The following is a 17,094-nucleotide window of genomic DNA, read 5'->3' as shown; positions in this document are numbered from 1 at the left end:
GGCGGTGGCTCATGCGCGGGTGTTCACCAGCTTCGGCCACAGCGCGGACCACGGCTCGGTCCGGCCGCTCGCGAGCCACAACGGCACGCCGTCGAAGTAGCTCGGTTTCGCGGCGCCGGTGTCGACTTTCCCGATCGGCCGCAGCTCGGCGAAGTGCCCGAGCAGCGGCCGCGGGTCGGCGCCCACGAACAGCACGTCCGTCATCTCCTCGGACGGCACGACCAGCGTCGCGTACCCGCGGTTGCCACTGGCCGGCTCCGGCAGGCCGAGGTCGCGGCCGTAGCGGTCGAGCGCGCTCGCTTCCCAGTAGGTCTCGGTCACCACCGCGGTCCGAGCCCGCTCGGGCAGCCGCGCGAACGCGCCGGCCACCGAGCGGGCGGCCTCCGGCCAGCCGATCTCGGCGTAGGCCAGCGGCGGGGACGGCAGCGACGGGTGCTCGGTCAGCCACGCCCGCGGCCAGATCGGCAACGTGAGGGGCAGGACGAGCAACGCGGACAGCACGTAGCACGGCCAGGTCGTGATCCACCGCCACCAGCGCGCCGGCTCTCCCCGTTCGAGCGCGACCGCGGCCATGGCCCAGCACACCGGGTACAGCCCGGCGAGGTAGTAGAGCCGGCCGTTCACCGCCAGGAACACCACGGTCAGCAGCACCACCGTCCAGCCGAGGAAGCGGAGTTCCCGGTTGCGCAAGAGCCGCCACAGGCCGTAGCAGAGCAGGACGGCGCCGACCGGGAGGCCGGCGACGAACAGTGCCCCCGGCACGAACGTCAGCCGGCCGCCCCAGGTGTCTTCGACTTCCGCCGAGATCGCCGCGCCCATGCCCAGCTGCGGCCAGCCGTGCGTGGCCTGCCACAGCAGCGTCGGCACCAGCGCCACCGCGGCGATCGCCGCGCCGAGCCACAACCCGGGCCGGCGCAGCAGTTCCCGTGGTCCGCACACGAGGACCGCGACACCGGCGGCGAGCCAGAAGCCGGCGATGAGGAACTTCGTGTACAGCGCGATCGCCGTGACGACGCCGGCCCAGACGAGCAGGCCGTCGGCGCGGGTGCGCAGCCAGCGGACCAGCAGCCACAGCACCAGTGTCCACAAAAGCGGGTCCACTGTGGACGTGGCGAGGTAGTGCCCGCCCGCCAGGAACAGCGACGACACGCCGAAGGTGGCCGCGGCGAGCGTCTGGGCTTTCCCGCCGCCGCCCAGCTCGCGGGCGATCAGCGCGGTGAGCGCGATTCCGGCGAGCATGGCCAGCATCGCCGGGATCCGCAGCACGAACGGCGAGTGCCCGAGCGCGTCCATCGCCTGGGCCAGCAACGGAAGCAGCGGCGGCTGGTCGACGTATCCCCAGGCGAGGTGCCGTCCGGCGGCCAGGAAGTACAGCTCGTCGCCGAAGTAGCCGTAGCGGTTCGCCGTCAGCAGCAACGGGATCGCCAGCACCCCCATCACGACCGCCACCGGCTTCACGGCGACCGGGTGGAGCCGGGCGGGGGCGGGCGCGGTCGTCACTCCCATCGGAACACCCGCGCCGCGATCGTCGAGCAGCCGATGGCGAACACCGCCATCGCGCCGAGCTGCAGCAGCTCCGGGGCGTCGCCGGCCCAGGTGGCGCGCAGCGCGTTGAGCGTGCCGCCCAGTGGCAGGACGTCGGCGACGTGCTGCAGGAAGACCGGCAGCTTCTCCTTCGGCACCCACACCCCGCCCAGCGCGAGCATCGGGAAGAACAGCGCGCTCCCGATGCCACTGGCCGCGCGGCCGGTCGGGGCCAGGGCTGCCACCAGCAGGCCGACGGAGAACAGCGCGACGGCCCCGAGCACGAGTGACAGCAGGAAACCGCCCGGGTTGCCCGGCAACGGGATGCCGAGCGCGAGGCCTCCGACCCCGGCGATCAGCACGACCACGGCGACGGCGGCGGCGAGGTTCACCAGCAGCTGCGCGGCGAGCAGCAGGCTCGGCGGCACGGGACTGGCGGAAAGCCGCTTCAGCAGGCCCTTTTCGCGGTAGGTGCCCATCGCGGCCGGGAACAGCGTGAGCGCCAGCATGGCCAGCAGGATCGTGATGGCCATCGGCGCGATGAAGGTGGCCAGTACGCTGTGCCCGCCGAACTCGGGGTCCGGCTCGTTCACCCCGGGCAGCAGCCCGAACACCAGCAGCAGCGCGAGCGGGATGCCGACGACGATGGCCGGCGCGCCCGGGTCCCGCAGGAACACCTTCGCCTCGGCGGTGGTCAGCTTGGTCAGGACGGACATGGTTTCCCCCTCATTCCGGCCGGTGGCCGGTCAGGGCCGCGAACGCGTCGTCGAGGCCGGCCTGCTCGACGCGCAGGTCCCCGGCGATCACTCCCCGCCGGGCCAGCAGCGACGTCACCGCGTGGAGCACGTTGCCGTGGCCGCTGACGACGAACTGCTCGCCGCGCCGTTCGACGCGGCGGACATCCGCCAGCGCTTCGAGCGCGCCGGGGTCGAGCGGCGCCGACGGCCGGAACCGCACGACCTGCTTGTCGGTCACCCCGGCGATCAGCCCGGCCGGCGAGTCGAGGGCGACGACGCGGCCGGCGTCGACGACGGCGATCCGGTCGCAGAGCCGTTCGGCTTCTTCCATGAAGTGGGTGACCAGCAGGATGGTCACGCCCTTGGCGCGCACGGTCTCGATGAGGTCCCACGTGTCGCGGCGGGCCTGCGGGTCGAGGCCGGTCGTGAGCTCGTCGAGCACCGCCAGCTCCGGGCTCCCGACGAGCGCGAGCGCGATGGACAACCGCTGCTGCTGGCCCCCGGACAGCTTCTTGTACGCGGTGTTCCGGTGCTCGGTCAGGCCGAGCGTGGCCAGCAGCTCGCCGGGATCGGCCGGCGTCCGGTAGAACGCGGCGTAGAGGTCGAGCAGCTCGCCGACCCGCAGCTTGTCCTGCAGCCGGCTCTCCTGGAGCTGGACGCCGACGCGCTGGCGCAGCTCGGCGCGGTCGCGGCGCGGGTCGAGCCCCAGCACCGACAGCCTCCCGCCGTCGGGCACCCGGAGCCCTTCCAGGCACTCCACGGTCGTCGTCTTGCCCGCGCCGTTCGGGCCCAGGATGCCGAAGATCTCCCCGCGCTCGACGTCGAACGAAACGTCGTCGACCGCGACCTTGTCCCCGTACCGCTTGTGGAGGTGCTCGACCTCGATGACCGGCATGCCGCCGTCCCTTCCCGATCCGTTTCCGACGGATCGAGAATCCCGTGGCGCCCCGGCCCGGCGCGTCGGCACAACGGTCCGCATCGCCTCCTTCGTTCGGAGGATGCGGTGATCGGTGTGTCAGTCTCGCGGCGCCAGGTAGCCGCGGGAAAACGCGGCGGCGACGGCGGCTGCCCGGTCGTTGACGCCCAGCTTCGCGTACACGTGCAGCAGGTGCGTCTTGACCGTCGTTTCGCTGATGAAGAGCCGCTTCGCCGCTTCGCGGTTCGTCGAGCCCTGGGCGATCAGCTCCAGCACTTCCAGTTCGCGCTGTGACAGCGGTGCCTGGGCCGGCTTGCGCACCTGTCCCAGGAGCCGGGTCGCGATGGCGGGGGAAAGCACCGCCTGTCCGTGTGCCGCGGCCTCCACCGCGCGGACGAGCTCCGCCCTCGGCGCCTCCTTGAGCAAGTAGCCGGTGGCGCCGGCTTCGATGGCCGGCAGCACGTGGCTGTCCGTGTCGTACGTGGTGAGCACCAGCACCCGTGCCGGCACCCCGCGCTTCGCCAGCTCCTTGATGGCGGCGACCCCGTCGGTCCCGGGCATCCGCAGGTCCATGAGGATCACGTCGGGGCGGAGGCGCTCCGCGGCCGAGACCGCTTCCGCACCGTCACCGGCTTCGCCGACCACCTCGAAACGTGGATCGGCGCCGAACATGCCGCGCAGCCCGTCCCGCACCACCGGGTGGTCGTCGACGATCAGCAGGGAGATCAACTTTCGCTCCCGGCGGGGATCGCCGGCACCGTCACCGTGATCGCGGTGCCCCCGCCCGGCTCGGACTCGACGTCCAGCCGCCCGGCGAGCAGCTGCACCCGCTGCCGCATGCCGGCGAGCCCGAAGCCCCCGTCCTCGGAACCGCCGGCACGCTCGGCGCCGGGCCGGAAACCCACTCCGTCGTCCAGCACGTCGAGCGTCACCAGGTCCTCCATGTACGACAGGGTCAGGGAGACCCGGTTGGCCCCCGCGTGCTTGGCGACGTTGGTGAGCGCCTCCTGCGCGGTCCGCAGCAGTGTCACCTCGACGTCGGTGTGCATCGGCCGGGCGTCGCCGGTCGTGGTCAGCACCGCCTCGACGCGGTTCAGCTTCGACCAGCGCTCGGCCACGTCGCCGATCGCGTCCGGGAGGCGGGCCTGCGCCAGTGCGGACGGTCCCACCGCGTGCACCGTCCGGCGGGCCTCGGTGAGGCTGTCGCGGGCCAGGTCCATCGCGTTCGCCACGTGCCGGCGCGACACCGCCGGTTCGTCCGTCGCCTGCTCGGCGGCCTGGAGCTGGGTGAGGATACCGGCCAGTCCCTGCGCGAGGGTGTCGTGGATCTCCCGCGCCATCCGCTGCCGCTCGGCGAGCACGCCGGCCTCGCGGGCCTGCGCCAGCAGCTGGGCGTGCAGGCCCGCGTTCTCCGCCAAAGCGTTCTCCAGCTCGGCGTTGGTCTTGTGCAGCTCGACCAGCGCCCGCTTCTGCCGGTGATTGCGCCGGTCGGACATCACGTCGGCGTGGAAGGCCACCGTGGCCATCACCGTGGTGAGCACGCTGACGGCGGGCCACTTCCACCACTGGTCGGCCGTGATGCCGTCGGCCCCTCCCACGTAGGAGACCGCCGAGACCGCGGACGTGACGGCCACGCCGACGTACCGCCACCGGCCCTTCAGGTACTGGAAGGCGTGCACGTAGCCGATGAAGGCGAAGAAGCCGAACCAGGGCGTGAGCAGCACCAGGAAGGCGGTCAACACCACGAGCCCCGTGTAGTACAGGCCCATCAAGGGCGCGTTGCGGTGCGACTCCGGGTGGAACGTGTGGAACCAGACGACCCACGCCGTGAGCAGGGCCGAGAGCCCGAGCACCGCCGGAAGCTGGACCTCCGCGTTCCACAGCGGCTGCAGCAGGGGCAGCACGACGCTGACCGCCAGCAGCGGGTACGGGAGCACTTTCAGGATCGCGGTCTCCCTGCGCTCCCAGCGGGAGAACTCCTCGCGCAACTCGGCCTCGACACTCACGACCTGCAATGATCGCACGCTTTCGCGCCGGTGGTGCCCATGCCGGACAACTCCTGGTTCCGCAAGCGAAGTGCTGGTTTCCCGTCCCGGCACACCGTCCCACACCGGCACCGGGCACACATCGACCGAATCGAAGGCCGGCGGTGGAAACCCGGTCCACCGGACGGCCAAGCCGTATCCACCGATCGGAGGACTACGGGGTGGCCCTGGCGTGCTCGACGAGGAGGTCGGCGAAGGCGTCCGGCTGGTCGATCGGGGTGAGGTGACCGCAGTCTTCGAGCAGGTGCTGGTCGAGGTGGCCGGTGATCGGCTCGAGCTGGCGGGCGGTGGCCGCGCCGAGCACGCCACCGCCGATGGCGAGGGCCGGCGTCGTCAGCCGCCGGTCCCGCGCCCAGTTCCCGATCCATTCCGCGGTGGCCGGCATCGCGCGGTAGTGGTCGAAGGCGTTGCCGAGACTTGTTCTGCCCCGGTAGGCCTCGACGATCACCCGGGTGAGGTCCGCCGGCACACCCCGGCGGCTGCCGGCGGAGAGGAAGAAGCGGACGTAGCGCTCCGCCGAGCTCTCCAGGACGTCCTCGGCCAGGCCACCGGGCGCCTGGTGGAAGCCGAACCACCACGGCGGCCCCTGCCGCAGGAAGGCCTCGGCACCGGGCAGGAGCCCGATCAGCCCTTCGGACAGGGTCAGGCTGCTCACGCGCCCGGGCGACGATGCCGCCAGGGCGAAGGCCGGCGTGACACCCAGATCGGTGCCGACGACGTGGGCCTCGCGGTCACCGAGGACGGCCAGCATCCGGAGCAGGTCCGCGGCGATCGCGGAGGCGTGGTAGCCACGGACGGCGGGCGTGCTGTCGCCCAGCCCGTGCAGGTCGGGCGCGATGGCCCGGAACCCGGCCGCCGCCAGCCGGGGCGCGACACCGCGCCAGATCGCGCGGGTGTGCGGAAAGCCGTGCAGCAGCAGGACGGCCGGGCCCTGCCCGAGGGTCTCCACGACGAGTTCGACCCCGTCGATCGGTACCCGGTGCACGGTCGCGCCCGGAAGGTGAGCGGACAGGGTCAGCTGGCGCACAGGAACTCTCCTTGGTTACGGTCGGGAACGTGGTCACCGTAGGAAACCCCCGATGAACGGGGAAGAAGGCACTTTTCCCGCACCAGGTAACCCCGTGGTAACCGCCTCGCGGCAGGGGGACCTGTTCGATCCTCGGTGTCCGACGAGGCAGCTGCTCGACCGGGTGGGGTCGCGGTGGACGACCATGGCGGTGCTGACGCTCGCCGCCGCCGAGGGCGAGCTGCGGTTCAGCGAGCTGAAACGCGGGATGGCCGGTGTGTCGCAGAAGATGCTGGCGCAGACCCTCCGGGCGCTGGAACGAGACGGGCTCGTCGGTCGTCGTGTCGAGGCGAGCAAGCCGCCGCGGGTGTACTACCGGCTCACCGGCCTGGGCACGACGCTCGTCGCGCCACTGGGGAGCCTGCGAGCGTGGGCTGAGCAGTACATGTCCGTGGTGCAGCACCACGGTTCGGCGTTCGACGCCGCGTTCCCGCTAGGTGGGGGTGGTGGCGGTCCAGCTGGCCAGGATGTCGATGGCTCGGCGTGAGGGCGACCCGGGTTCGGTGGTGTAGACGAACAGGGTGGTCTCGGGGTCGCCGGGGAGGGTGAGGGTTTCGTAGTCGACGGTGAGGTCTCCGACGAGGTGGTGCCGGAGGCGTTTCGAGCCGTGGGTGCGCTGGTGGACGCGGTGTTGTTCCCACCACTGGTCGAATTCGCGGCTGTGTTCGCGCAGTTCGGTGACGAGGTCGGTGGTGACGCGGTCGTCGGGGTGGCGGCCGGCTTCGAACCGGAGGCTTTCGACGGCGGCGCGGGCTTGGTCGGGCCAGTCGAGGAAGAGGGCCCGGGCGCCGTCGTCGAGGAACATCCAGCGGGCGTAGTTGCGGTGGGCGGCGGGGAGCTGGTCGAAGTCGGTGAAGAGGGCTTTGGCCATGCGGTTGGCGGCGAGGACGTCGGTGCGGCGGCCGAGGATGAGGGCGGGCTCGCCGTCGAGGGCGTCGAGGAGCTGGTAGAGGCCGGGGCGGACGCGTTGGACGTCGCGGGCTCGGCGGTGGGCCGGTGCCGAGGTCAGGCCGATGAGGTCGTCGAGGTGGGCGCGTCCGGCGGCGTCGAGGCCGAGGGCGCGGCCGATGGCTTCGACGACGGCGGCGGAGGGAACGATCCGGCGGCCTTGTTCGAGGCGGGCGTAGTAGTCGGTGGACACGCCGGCGAGGCGGGCGACTTCTTCGCGGCGGAGGCCGGGTACGCGGCGGACGCGCCCGTCGGGGGGCAGGCCGGCGCGGGCGGGATCGATCTGGCTGCGGGCCCGCCGCAGGAAATCGGCGAGTTCCGGGTTGGTCCTGGGCACGGGTCGAGTATCCCCCGAGCCGGCGCGGCCCTGGGTGGACCGGCGAGTCCCAGGTTCCGAAGACCGCGTCTCCGCAGGGCGCGAGATGGGCCCCCGGAAGGGCTTGCGGTGGGCGACGCTTGAGGCCACCGCACAGACCGCCGGCGTCACCGACTTCGCCGACTCGTTACCGGAAGGAACAATCGTGCGCAAGATCCTGATCGTCATGTCCGCCGCGAGCATCTGGGAGCGCACCGACGGCTCGGAGTACCCGACCGGATACTGGGCCGAAGAGGTCGCCGCGCCCCACGAGAAGTTCGTGCGGGCCGGCTTCACGGTCGACTTCGCTTCCCCGGGCGGCGTGCTGCAGCCGCTCGACGCCCACAGCGCCGACCCGGAGATCGCCGGCCCGGACTGCGCGCACTACGTGGCGCACGCCGCGCGGGCGCTGAGTGAGTTCGGTCCGCTGCTCAAGCTGGACGAAATCGACATCGACGACTACGCCGCCGTGGTCATCCCCGGCGGGCACGGCCCGGTGGTCGACCTCTACCAGGACCGCGACCTCGGCCGGCTGCTCACCGAGGCGGACGCGGCCGGGAAGATCATCGGCGCCGTCTGCCACGGCCCCGCCGGCCTTCTGTCCGCTGTGGACGAAGACGGCGAATGGCTGTTCGCGGGCCGGGAGATGACGGCCTTCACCGACGAAGAGGAGCAGAGCTTCGGCACCGCGGAAGGCGCTCCGTGGCTCCTGGCCGGGACGCTGCGTCAGAAGGGGGCGAAGCATTCCGGGGGACCGGCGTACCAGGCGTACAACGTGCAGGACCGGAACCTCTTCACCGGCCAGAACCCGGCCTCCAGCGCCCCCATGGCCGAGGCCATGATCGGCGCGCTCGAGTAGCGAGGAACCCGTGATCGCCGCTCTGCCCCGGCCCGATCCCCCTACGCCGATGCGGACCACCTGACACCGGAAAACGGCAACCGGCCTGCCGCACAAGCCATCCGCCAGGCCGCGTGGCTTCTCGCCGCACTGCCCCCTGCCCGAGGCGGTTCGGCCGAGTGTCTTTCGTGACGGTCTGCCGAACCGGCGGAGGCGTGGCAGTGGTGGACAACCAGGTTCTGTGCGGCGGGCAGGCGCCACCAGCTATTATTCCAGTTCCAAACTGAAACCTTTGTTATGGTGGCGGTGTGCCGATCAACCCGACCACGCGCGACCACAACAAAGCGTCGGTCCTCGACGTCGTTCTCGCTGAGGCGCCCATGACGCGCAACAAGCTCATCGAGCTGACGGGTCTGAGCAAGGCCACGGTGTCGAGGGCGGTGGAGGAACTGCGGGCCGACGGCTTCGTCGTGGACCGCGGGGTCGACGCGGTCGCCGGTCGTGGCCGGCCGTCCACCTGCCTGGACATTCCCGGCACCACCGGGCACGTCGCCGGCGTGAGCTTCGGTGCGCAGACCACCGGTGTTCTCGTGAGCGACCTGAGAGGACGCGAAATCCAGCACGTGATCGTGCCCACCGCGAACCACGACGACGCCGGCAAGGCCGCCGCCTGGCTGGCCGGCCTGGTCGCCGGCGCCAGCCGGCCCGCGGCAGGGCCGCTGCGCCAGGTCGTCGTGGCCGTGCCCGGCCGGGTCCGCGACGGTGGCGAGATCTTCGGCCCGGCGGAGTCGATGACCTACCTCGCCGGCTCCCGCCTGCAAGGCGCGCTGGCGGACCTGGTCGGCGCTCCGGTGCTGCTCGACAGCGATGCGAACGCGTCTTTGCTGGGCATCCTCACCGACGACGTCACGATCGGGAACGCCGCACTCTTCAGTCTCAGCAGCATGCTCAGCTTCGCCTGCCGCGCCGATCGCGAGCCGGCGCGCGGGAGCACTCCGTCGTTCGGTGACGTCGGCGTGCTCTTCTCCGGAGTGCGCGGCAAACCTCTCGACGGCCTGCTGAGCACGGGAGGCCTGCTCGCGTTCGCGCGTGAGCAGGGGCTGGGGCTGGAACGCATCGACGATCTCTGGGGTGAGACGCACCACGACGAGGCGCGCACGGCGGTGGTGGAGGCGTTCACCACGGCGTTGGTGACTGCTGTGACCACCGTCGTCGTGACCCTGGACCCGGAGTCGATCTACCTCGTGGGCAGGCTGCGCACGCTGGTCGAGGAAGTCCTGCCGGAGGTGCGCAAACGCCTTGAGGAGCGTCTTCCCGCCGTTCCGCGGGTCACCGTCGCCACGCAGGTGCTCGGGCTGTCGACAGCGCGTGGCGCGGTGCACTCGTGCCTGGCGCTGGCTCAGGCCCGGTTGCGGGAGGCGCTGCTCGACGCACGTTGTCAAGCGCCGCAAGCGGACCAGCGGCCCTCGCCCGCCTTCTGAGCCGCCCGTGACATCGTCCCGCCGGGGGACGATGTGCACCCAAAAAGTTTCAGTTTGGAACTGGAACAACAAATGGTACGGTGAGACCACCAGCGGAGGAGACTCCGGCGGAACCAGACGGAAAGTGACGGCCGATGACTTCGACACTGAGCCGGGCGATCGCCAACTACCCGAACCGCTTCGACCCGGCCGTGCTGGATGCGCTCCCCGACCGTCTCCAGGACACGATCCGGCGCCGGACCGAGGTGCTGGGACCCGGCTACACCCTCATCTACCGCACGCCGGTCGAGTTCGTCTCCGGTCACGGCGCGCACCTCGTCGACCGCGACGGCAACGACTACCTCGACGCCTACAACAACGTCCCGTGCGTCGGGCACGCGCACCCGCACGTGGTGGCGGCCGTCGCCCGGCAGATGTCGGCGGTCAACACCAACACGCGCTACGTCCAGGACTCGCTGGTGGACTACGCGGAACGACTGCTCGCGACCTTTCCCGCGGAGTTGTCGAAGCTGAGCGTGGCGTGCAGCGGCTCGGAGGCCAACGACCTCGCGGTGCGCGTGGCCAGGTTCCACACCGGCGGCACCGGGATCATCGTGACCCGCTGGGCCTACCACGGCATCACCAGCGAGGTCGCGAGCTTCTCGCCGCACCTGGGCGCGGGATCGCCGCTGGGGCCGAACGTCAGGCTGATCGACCCGCCCGACCCGCGGCTCGTCGCGCCGGGGTCGACGCTGGCCGACCACATGCGTGCGCAGGTGCGTGGCGCGATCGACGACCTCGAGCGCCACGGCTACCGGCTCGCCGCCCTGATCACCGACTGCGCCCACACCAGTGACGGGATCTTCACCGACCCGGTCGGCTACCTGAAGGCCGTGGTCGAGGAGGTGCACGCGGCCGGCGGTGTCTACATCGCCGACGAGGTGCAGTCCGGGTTCGCCAGGCTGGGGGAGTCCATGTGGGGCTTCGCGCGCCACGGCGTGGTGCCGGACATCGTGACCATGGGCAAGCCGATGGGCAACGGGCTGCCGGTCTCCGGGGTGGTCTTCCGCCCCGAGGTCTCCGACGAGTTCGGGCGCAACGTCCGCTACTTCAACACCTTCGGCGGCAGCTCGATCCCCGTGGCGGCGGCGGCCGCGGTGCTGGACGTCTTCGAGCGGGAGAACGTGCAGCAGCGGGTCCTCGAAAACGGCAGGGCACTGCGCGCCGGGCTCGAGGAGATCACGCGGGAGTCGCCGTACGTCGCCGAAGTCCGCGGCAGCGGCCTCTACGTCGGCGTCGAGCTCGTGAAGGACCGGGAGACGCGCGAACCCGACCGTGCGCTCGCCGAGGACGTCATCAACGATCTGCGTGACCGGCGGGTGCTCATCAGCGGCACCGCGCGCGGGGCGAACGTGCTGAAGATCCGCCCTCCGCTGGCCTTCGACGCCGCTGACGTGACCCGGTTCCTGGAGACCTTCGCCCAGGTCGCCCGGGACCGGCTGTAGCGGCTGACCGGAGGGACGCACCGTGACCACCTCACCGCCGGCGGACCCCGGCAGGCGCCTCATGGTCGAAAGCGGACTGGCGTCGGCCCACGAACCCGTCGACGTGACGCTGGTGGGGACGCTCCTCGAGCAGCACTACCGGCTGCGCGGACGGCTCGCGCGGCTCGCGACGGAGAAGGACGACACGTTCCGGCTCATGACCGGCTCCGGTGACCACCTCGTGAAGGTGTCGCCGCCGGGTGAGAACGAGAGCGTCGTCGACCTGCAGACCGCCGCGATGCGCTTTCTGGAGGCCACCGCTCCCGCGTTGCCGGTCCAGCGCGTGCGGCTGACCGTCGACGGGAACGACTGCGTGGCCGTCGGCGGGGACGGCCACGGAACGCGAATCCTGCGGGTGTTCGGCTTCGTCCCCGGCCCGGTCTGGGCCGGGGCGAACCGGGACGCGCGGCAGCTCGCCGGGGCGGGCGAGATGCTCGGGCGGATCGACGTGGCACTCGCAGGATTCGCCCACCCCGCCGGCGGGCGGGGGCTGGCGTGGGACATCAAGCACTTCCCCCACCTGGCCGGGCTGGTCACGCACACGCCGGACGCCGGGCACCGCCGGCTGGCCGGGGAGGTCTCCCGGCTGTTCGGCGAGTTCGTCCTACCGCGCCTGAACGGCCTGGAAACACAGGTGATCCACGGTGACTACAGCCCGCACAACGTGGTCGTCGACCCGCACGGCGAGCCGTTCGTGACCGGCGTCATCGACTTCGGTGACACGGTGCGCAGCGCCCTGATCTTCGACCCCGCCGTGCCCATGGCCAACCTGCTCGGCCGCGGCCAGGAGAACCCCTGGCAGGACGCCTGCGCCTTCCTGCAGGGCTACGAGCGCGTCCGGCCGGTCGAGGATTCGGAACTCGCGCTCCTGCCCGTCGCCGCGCTTGCCCGGCTCACGCTGCGCGCGCTGATCACGAACTGGCGCGCGCAGCGTGTCCCACAACGGCGTGACTACCTCCTGGCCCACGCCGAAGACGACTGGAGCAACGTCGAGCAGGCGCTCGCCGTGCCCCTCGACGAGGTCGTCGCCCAACTCCGCCGAAGCCGAACTCCGAGGAAGCACCCATGAGCCCGACTGTGATCAAGGACGTCCCCAAGCAGCTGTTCATCGCCGGTGCCTGGCAGGACGCGGAGTCCGGCCGCACCCTGGCCGTCGACGACCCGGCCACCGGCGAGGAGCTGTGCCTGGTCGCCGACGCCTCGCCCGCCGACGGCAGGCGCGCCGCCGAAGCGGCGGTCGCGGCCCAGCCCGGCTGGGCCGCGACCGCACCCCGCGTCCGCAGCGAGATCCTTCGCCGCGCCTACGACATCATCGTGTCCCGCACCGAGGAACTCGCCCTGCTGATGACCCTCGAGATGGGCAAACCTCTCGACCAGGCGCGCGGTGAGGTCGCCTACGCCGCCGAGTTCTTCCGCTGGTTCTCCGAAGAGGCCGTCCGCGTCGACGGAGGCATGACGACCGCCCCGGACGGCAAGAACCGCCTGATGGTGCTGCGTCAGCCCGTCGGTCCCTGTCTGCTCATCACCCCGTGGAACTTCCCGCTGGCCATGGGGACCCGCAAGATCGGCCCCGCGGTCGCCGCCGGCTGCACCATGGTTCTCAAGCCGGCTCCGCAGACCCCGCTGTCCACCCTCGCGCTCGCCGCGATCCTCACCGAGGCCGGGCTGCCCGACGGCGTGCTCAACGTGGTCGTCACCTCGGACGCGGCAGGCGTCGTCGAGCCTCTGCTGCGCGGCGGGCAGATCCGCAAGCTCTCGTTCACCGGCTCCACCCAGGTCGGCAAGATCCTGCTGGCCCAGTGCGCCGACACGGTCGTGCGCGCGTCCATGGAACTGGGCGGCAACGCACCCGTGATCGTCTTCGCCGACGCCGACCTGGACATCGCGGTCGAGGGCACGATGCAGGCGAAGATGCGCAACATGGGCGAGGCCTGCACCGCCGCCAACCGGATCTTCGTCCACAGCTCGCTCGCGGAGGAGTTCGCAGCGCGCCTGGCCGGCCGCATGCAAGCCCTCACCGTCGGCGTGGGCACCGAACCGGGCGTCGACGTCGGCCCCCTCATCGACGACACGGGCCGCGGCAAGGTCCACCAGCTCGTGCTCGACGCCGTGCGGCACGGCGCCAAGCTCGTCACGGGCGGCGAACTGCCCGACGGCCCCGGCTGCTTCTACCCGCCGACCGTGCTGACCGGAATCACCGCCGGGGCCGCCATCGCGCGGACGGAGATCTTCGGTCCGGTGGCGGCGCTGCGCACGTTCGACGACGAGGACGAGGTCGTCGCCGCCGCCAACGCCACCGACTGGGGTCTCGTCGGTTACGTGTTCACCCGCGATCTCGATCGCGCGCTGCGGGTGAGCGAGCGGCTGGAGAGCGGCATGGTCGGCCTCAACACCGGGGTCGTCTCCAATCCCGCCGCACCGTTCGGCGGTGTGAAGCAGTCCGGCCTCGGCAGGGAAGGCGGACGGGCCGGCATGGACGGCTTCCTGGAGTACAAGTACATCGCGATCCCCACGGGGAACTGACGCCGCGCCGGGGCCTTGCCCCGAGGTGAATCCGCCGAGGGGCCCCCGTCCGCCCGTGCCGGGCCGGTATAGTCGACAAAAGACAATCGGGAGGGCGGCGGGGGAATGGACCGCAAGTTCAAGTGGATCGAAGACCGGACGACGACGCCGGATGGCGTCTACCGCGTGCTGCGTGCTGCCATCCTCGACGGGACCGTGCCTCCTGGCGGGCCGCTGCGTGAGGCGCACATCGCCACGGACCTCGGCATCAGCCGGTCCCCGCTGCGCGAGGCGCTGACCAAGCTGGAGGAAGAGGGGCTCATCGTCAAGATCCCCTACCGCGGGGCGTTCGTCGCGGAGGTGAGCGCTCAGGACATCGCCGAGATCGACGCGATCCGCCTGCTCGTCGAGCCGTACGCGGCCGAGCTCGCTTACGAAGCGCTGCGCGGTCCCGAGCGGTCGAGGTTCCTGCGGACCGTCGAGGACCTCCACCAGGCCCTGGCGAAGAACGACATCCCGGCCAGCGTCGACGCGCACCTCGGCTTCCACCGGCTCTTCTACGACCTCTCCGGCAGCGGCGCTCTGCAGAACCTCTGGAACGGCTGGGAGGCCAAGCTGCGGCTCTACCTCAGCGTCGATCACCAGACCTACAGCGACCCGCGCGAGCTGGCCGTCGAGCACGAGAGGCTGGCCGCGGTCGCGCTGGAGGGTGACATCGACGAGTTCCGCGAGGAGCTAGCCGCCCACTTCCGGACGGGACTGAGCGGCAAGGCCGAGGTCCACCCCCGGAAGGCGTGAGGCCGGGCCGGGTCAGAAGGCGGTGTAGCCGCCGTCGACCGGCAGCACCGCTCCGGTGATGTAGGTCGATTCCGCGGACGCGAGGAAGAGAACCGCGTCGGCGACCTCTTCCGGGGTGGCGAGGCGCTGGAGCGGGATCTGCGTCTCACGCTCGCGACGATGGGCCTCGGGGTCGGCGCTGCGCCGGAACGACGCCTCGATGATCGGCGTGACGGTGAGGCCGGGGGCGACGACGTTGACGCGGATGTTGCGCGGGGCCCACTCGATCGCCGCGCCCTTCGCGAGCATGATGAGGCCGCCCTTGGCCGCGGAGTACAGGACTTCGCCCGCCTTGCCGACCATGCCGAGCCGTGAGCTGACGCAGACGAACGCGCCTCCCGCGGCGGGCATCAGCGGCGCGAAGTGCTTCATCACCAGGAACGCGCTGAGCAGGTTGCTGTCGAGCACGTTCTTCGCGGCCTCGCCGGTCATCTCGGTGAGCGGGCTGCTGGCCTGCAGGCCGTGGTTCAGGACGACGACGTCGACGGTGCCGAACGACTCGGCGGCCTGGCGGGCCAGGGCTTCGACGAACGCCTCGTCGTTGAGATCGCCGGGGACGTACCGGTCGTCGGGCTGCGCCGTGTCGAGTCGCTCCCTCCGGCTGGTGAGCAGCAGTCGTGCGCCCTCGCGGCGGAAGTGGGAGCTCACCGCCTCGCCGATGCCGCTGCCGGCACCGGTCACCAGCGCCGTCACGTGGTCGAGTCTCATGTCGGGCAACTCCTGTGGGTCAGCTGAGGAAACCGCGGGCGTCGATCGGCCATCGTTCCAGCGACGTGCCCGTGCTGTCGGTGACGATCAGCTCCTCGAAGTTGATCACGACCGGGCAGACGTGGTTCGGCACCACCGGTAGGACGGTGCCGATGCCGGGGCGGAACTCACCGGCGGGCAGCCCGAGGAATCCGTGGTACTCGTTGAGCTTGGTCAGGACGGCCTTCGTGCCGGCGACGCCGCCGTAGCCGCGTTCGGCGCTGCCTTCCCGGCTGAGGGCTTTGGTGCCCGCATCGACGATCACCTGGTCGGGGACCCAGTCGCTGACCACGGTGGTGGCGACGAACAGTGCGACCTGGTCGTCCGTGCAGGAGCCGAGCCGGGTGTTGTCCAGGTCACCGAAGACGTACTCGCCGGGGCGGATCTCGGTGATCACGCCGCTGCTGGTGAACTCGACGGTCGGGGTGGAGCCGGCGCTCACCACCTGCGCGCTGATCCCGGCACCGGAGAGGCTGCGCACCGCGGTGACGAGCGCGGCGTCCTGGTCGCGCGCGGCGCGCAGGCGAGCGTCCGGACCGGCACTGCCGTGACCCGGATACGTGAAGACGCCCACCGGCACCAGGCCGCGCCGGCCGGCGGCCAGCGCGAGGTCGCCCGCGAGCTCGGGCGGTGCCCCGGAGCGCCGGGCGCCGCAGTCCACCTCGATCACGACCTCCAGCCGCTCCGGCTCGCCCGCCATCGCGTCGGCGAGTGCGTCGATCGCCGCGACGTTGTCCACGCCGACCCGCAGCCGGACGGACTCGGCCAGCCTGCGCAGCCGCGCCCCCTTGGTTCCCGAAGGCCAGACCGGGTAGGCGAGGAAGATGTCGTCGAATCCGGCCGCGGCGAAGACCTCGGCCTCACCGACGTTGCCGGCGGTGATGCCGACCGCTCCCGCCGCGAGCTGGCGCCTGCCGATCTCGACGCACTTGTGCGTCTTGACGTGCGGCCGGACGTGGAGACCGTGCCGGCCGGCGAAGGCCTGCATGCGGTCGATGTTGTCCTGCATGACGTCGACCAGCACGATCGGCGCCGGGGTGTCGATCCGCCCCGCCAAGGCGGCGAGCGCGTGCTGGAGCCGGCTCACGGTGCACTCCTCTCCTCCACCGCGGTGCAGACCAGCTGGATCTCGACCGGACTGTTGCGCGGCAGCCCCGCGACGCCGATCGCGGTGCGCGCGTGCCGCCCGTTCTCACCGAGCACGTCGACGAGGAGGTCACTGGCCGCGTCGGCGACGCGCGACTGCTCGCCCAGATCCGGTGTGCTTGCCACGAAAACCAGCATCTGCACGATCCGGACCCGGTCCAGGTCTCCCACCGCGTCCGCGGCGACGGCGAGTGCGTTGAGCGCGGTCTGCCGGGCCAGGTCGCGCGCCGTCGGCACGTCGACGTCCCGGCTGACGATGCCCTGGCCCAGCAGCACGCCGTCCCGGTACGGCAACTGGCCCGAGATGTGGACGCTCGAGTCCACCGTCCGGTGGTTCACGAAGTGCGGGCTCGCACCGAATCCGAGGGCGGGCAGCTCCAGACCGAGAGCCCGGAGCCGCTCCGTTGCCTTCACAGCACTTTCGAGCAC

Annotated in this window: 17 protein-coding genes; 7 read left to right on the top strand and 10 right to left on the bottom strand. The window is 71.5% G+C overall.

The window, feature by feature from the left end; genetic code table 11:
* Nucleotides 1-9: 9 nt before the first annotated feature.
* The 6 genes from I4Q55_RS36200 to I4Q55_RS36175 form a co-directional block, all read right to left on the bottom strand.
* On the bottom strand, nucleotides 10-1,506 hold the full coding sequence (locus I4Q55_RS36200; RefSeq protein WP_206791946.1) for a glycosyltransferase family 39 protein: 1,497 nt from the start codon (nucleotides 1,504-1,506) through the stop codon (nucleotides 10-12).
* Nucleotides 1,497-2,240 (bottom strand): ABC transporter permease, encoded by a 744-nt coding sequence (locus tag I4Q55_RS36195; RefSeq protein ID WP_206791948.1) that lies wholly within the window; start codon nucleotides 2,238-2,240, stop codon nucleotides 1,497-1,499. The genes I4Q55_RS36200 and I4Q55_RS36195 overlap by 10 nt, the downstream gene beginning before the upstream one ends.
* A 10-nt stretch (nucleotides 2,241-2,250) precedes the next feature.
* On the bottom strand, nucleotides 2,251-3,156 hold the full coding sequence (locus I4Q55_RS36190) for an ABC transporter ATP-binding protein (protein WP_206791949.1): 906 nt from the start codon (nucleotides 3,154-3,156) through the stop codon (nucleotides 2,251-2,253).
* Nucleotides 3,157-3,276: 120 nt separating this feature from the next.
* Nucleotides 3,277-3,906 carry a response regulator transcription factor gene (locus tag I4Q55_RS36185; protein ID WP_206791950.1) on the bottom strand — a complete coding sequence of 210 codons (630 nt, stop codon included), beginning with the start codon at nucleotides 3,904-3,906 and terminating at the stop codon, nucleotides 3,277-3,279.
* Nucleotides 3,903-5,183 carry a sensor histidine kinase gene (locus I4Q55_RS36180; protein WP_206791951.1) on the bottom strand — a complete coding sequence of 427 codons (1,281 nt, stop codon included), beginning with the start codon at nucleotides 5,181-5,183 and terminating at the stop codon, nucleotides 3,903-3,905. The genes I4Q55_RS36185 and I4Q55_RS36180 overlap by 4 nt, the downstream gene beginning before the upstream one ends.
* Before the next feature lie 193 nt (nucleotides 5,184-5,376).
* Entirely contained in the window at nucleotides 5,377-6,249 is an 873-nt protein-coding gene (locus I4Q55_RS36175) for an alpha/beta hydrolase (RefSeq protein ID WP_307793331.1), read from the bottom strand.
* A gap of 94 nt (nucleotides 6,250-6,343) precedes the next feature.
* Here I4Q55_RS36175 and I4Q55_RS36170 point away from each other — a divergent pair, with 94 nt between their 5' ends.
* A complete protein-coding gene (locus tag I4Q55_RS36170; RefSeq protein WP_374194514.1) occupies nucleotides 6,344-6,775 on the top strand; it encodes a winged helix-turn-helix transcriptional regulator in 432 nt (143 codons plus the stop codon).
* Here I4Q55_RS36170 and I4Q55_RS36165 read toward each other — a convergent pair.
* A complete protein-coding gene (locus I4Q55_RS36165; RefSeq protein WP_307793332.1) occupies nucleotides 6,722-7,573 on the bottom strand; it encodes a helix-turn-helix transcriptional regulator in 852 nt (283 codons plus the stop codon). The genes I4Q55_RS36170 and I4Q55_RS36165 overlap by 54 nt on opposite strands.
* 184 nt (nucleotides 7,574-7,757) lie before the next feature.
* Here I4Q55_RS36165 and I4Q55_RS36160 point away from each other — a divergent pair, with 184 nt between their 5' ends.
* From I4Q55_RS36160 to I4Q55_RS36135, 6 genes are all read left to right on the top strand, one after another.
* Nucleotides 7,758-8,450, top strand: coding sequence for a type 1 glutamine amidotransferase domain-containing protein (locus I4Q55_RS36160; protein WP_307793333.1), 693 nt, complete (start codon nucleotides 7,758-7,760; stop codon nucleotides 8,448-8,450).
* A gap of 287 nt (nucleotides 8,451-8,737) precedes the next feature.
* Nucleotides 8,738-9,910: an ROK family transcriptional regulator gene (locus I4Q55_RS36155; protein WP_206791954.1), complete on the top strand. Its 1,173-nt coding sequence runs from the start codon at nucleotides 8,738-8,740 to the stop codon at nucleotides 9,908-9,910.
* Between the two features lie 134 nt (nucleotides 9,911-10,044).
* Entirely contained in the window at nucleotides 10,045-11,394 is a 1,350-nt protein-coding gene (locus I4Q55_RS36150; protein ID WP_206791955.1) for an aspartate aminotransferase family protein, read from the top strand.
* A gap of 22 nt (nucleotides 11,395-11,416) precedes the next feature.
* A complete protein-coding gene (locus tag I4Q55_RS36145; protein ID WP_307793334.1) occupies nucleotides 11,417-12,502 on the top strand; it encodes a phosphotransferase in 1,086 nt (361 codons plus the stop codon).
* A complete protein-coding gene (locus I4Q55_RS36140) occupies nucleotides 12,499-13,956 on the top strand; it encodes an NAD-dependent succinate-semialdehyde dehydrogenase (protein WP_206794600.1) in 1,458 nt (485 codons plus the stop codon). Before I4Q55_RS36145 ends, I4Q55_RS36140 begins: the two co-directional genes overlap by 4 nt.
* A gap of 105 nt (nucleotides 13,957-14,061) precedes the next feature.
* Nucleotides 14,062-14,733 (top strand): GntR family transcriptional regulator, encoded by a 672-nt coding sequence (locus I4Q55_RS36135; RefSeq protein ID WP_206791956.1) that lies wholly within the window; start codon nucleotides 14,062-14,064, stop codon nucleotides 14,731-14,733.
* 12 nt (nucleotides 14,734-14,745) lie between these two features.
* On the opposite strand, the gene I4Q55_RS36130 is transcribed toward I4Q55_RS36135, so the two are convergent.
* Genes I4Q55_RS36130 through I4Q55_RS36120 form a run of 3 tightly spaced genes read right to left on the bottom strand, consistent with a single transcriptional unit; the run spans nucleotide 14,746 to nucleotide 17,094 of the window.
* Nucleotides 14,746-15,480 (bottom strand): SDR family NAD(P)-dependent oxidoreductase, encoded by a 735-nt coding sequence (locus I4Q55_RS36130; RefSeq protein WP_206791958.1) that lies wholly within the window; start codon nucleotides 15,478-15,480, stop codon nucleotides 14,746-14,748.
* Between the two features lie 19 nt (nucleotides 15,481-15,499).
* A complete protein-coding gene (locus tag I4Q55_RS36125) occupies nucleotides 15,500-16,606 on the bottom strand; it encodes an alanine racemase (RefSeq protein ID WP_206791959.1) in 1,107 nt (368 codons plus the stop codon).
* Nucleotides 16,603-17,094 (bottom strand): RidA family protein, encoded by a 492-nt coding sequence (locus I4Q55_RS36120; RefSeq protein ID WP_206791960.1) that lies wholly within the window; start codon nucleotides 17,092-17,094, stop codon nucleotides 16,603-16,605. The genes I4Q55_RS36125 and I4Q55_RS36120 overlap by 4 nt, the downstream gene beginning before the upstream one ends.

Source organism: Amycolatopsis sp. MtRt-6 (assembly GCF_017308975.1).
GTDB lineage: Bacteria > Actinomycetota > Actinomycetes > Mycobacteriales > Pseudonocardiaceae > Amycolatopsis.
The sequence above is the reverse complement of the archived record's forward strand: the minus strand, read 5'-3'. Positions and strand labels throughout refer to the sequence as shown.

What these genes read in the sequence shown, in the direction of transcription:
- I4Q55_RS36150 (WP_206791955.1), top strand. Translation starts at nt 10,045, where the DNA reads ATGACTTCGACACTGAGCCGGGCGATCGCCAACTACCCGAACCGCTTC.
- I4Q55_RS36200 (WP_206791946.1), bottom strand. Translation starts at nt 1,506, where the DNA reads ATGGGAGTGACGACCGCGCCCGCCCCCGCCCGGCTCCACCCGGTCGCC.
- I4Q55_RS36140 (WP_206794600.1), top strand. Translation starts at nt 12,499, where the DNA reads ATGAGCCCGACTGTGATCAAGGACGTCCCCAAGCAGCTGTTCATCGCC.
- I4Q55_RS36130 (WP_206791958.1), bottom strand. Translation starts at nt 15,480, where the DNA reads ATGAGACTCGACCACGTGACGGCGCTGGTGACCGGTGCCGGCAGCGGC.
- I4Q55_RS36195 (WP_206791948.1), bottom strand. Translation starts at nt 2,240, where the DNA reads ATGTCCGTCCTGACCAAGCTGACCACCGCCGAGGCGAAGGTGTTCCTG.
- I4Q55_RS36190 (WP_206791949.1), bottom strand. Translation starts at nt 3,156, where the DNA reads ATGCCGGTCATCGAGGTCGAGCACCTCCACAAGCGGTACGGGGACAAG.
- I4Q55_RS36135 (WP_206791956.1), top strand. Translation starts at nt 14,062, where the DNA reads ATGGACCGCAAGTTCAAGTGGATCGAAGACCGGACGACGACGCCGGAT.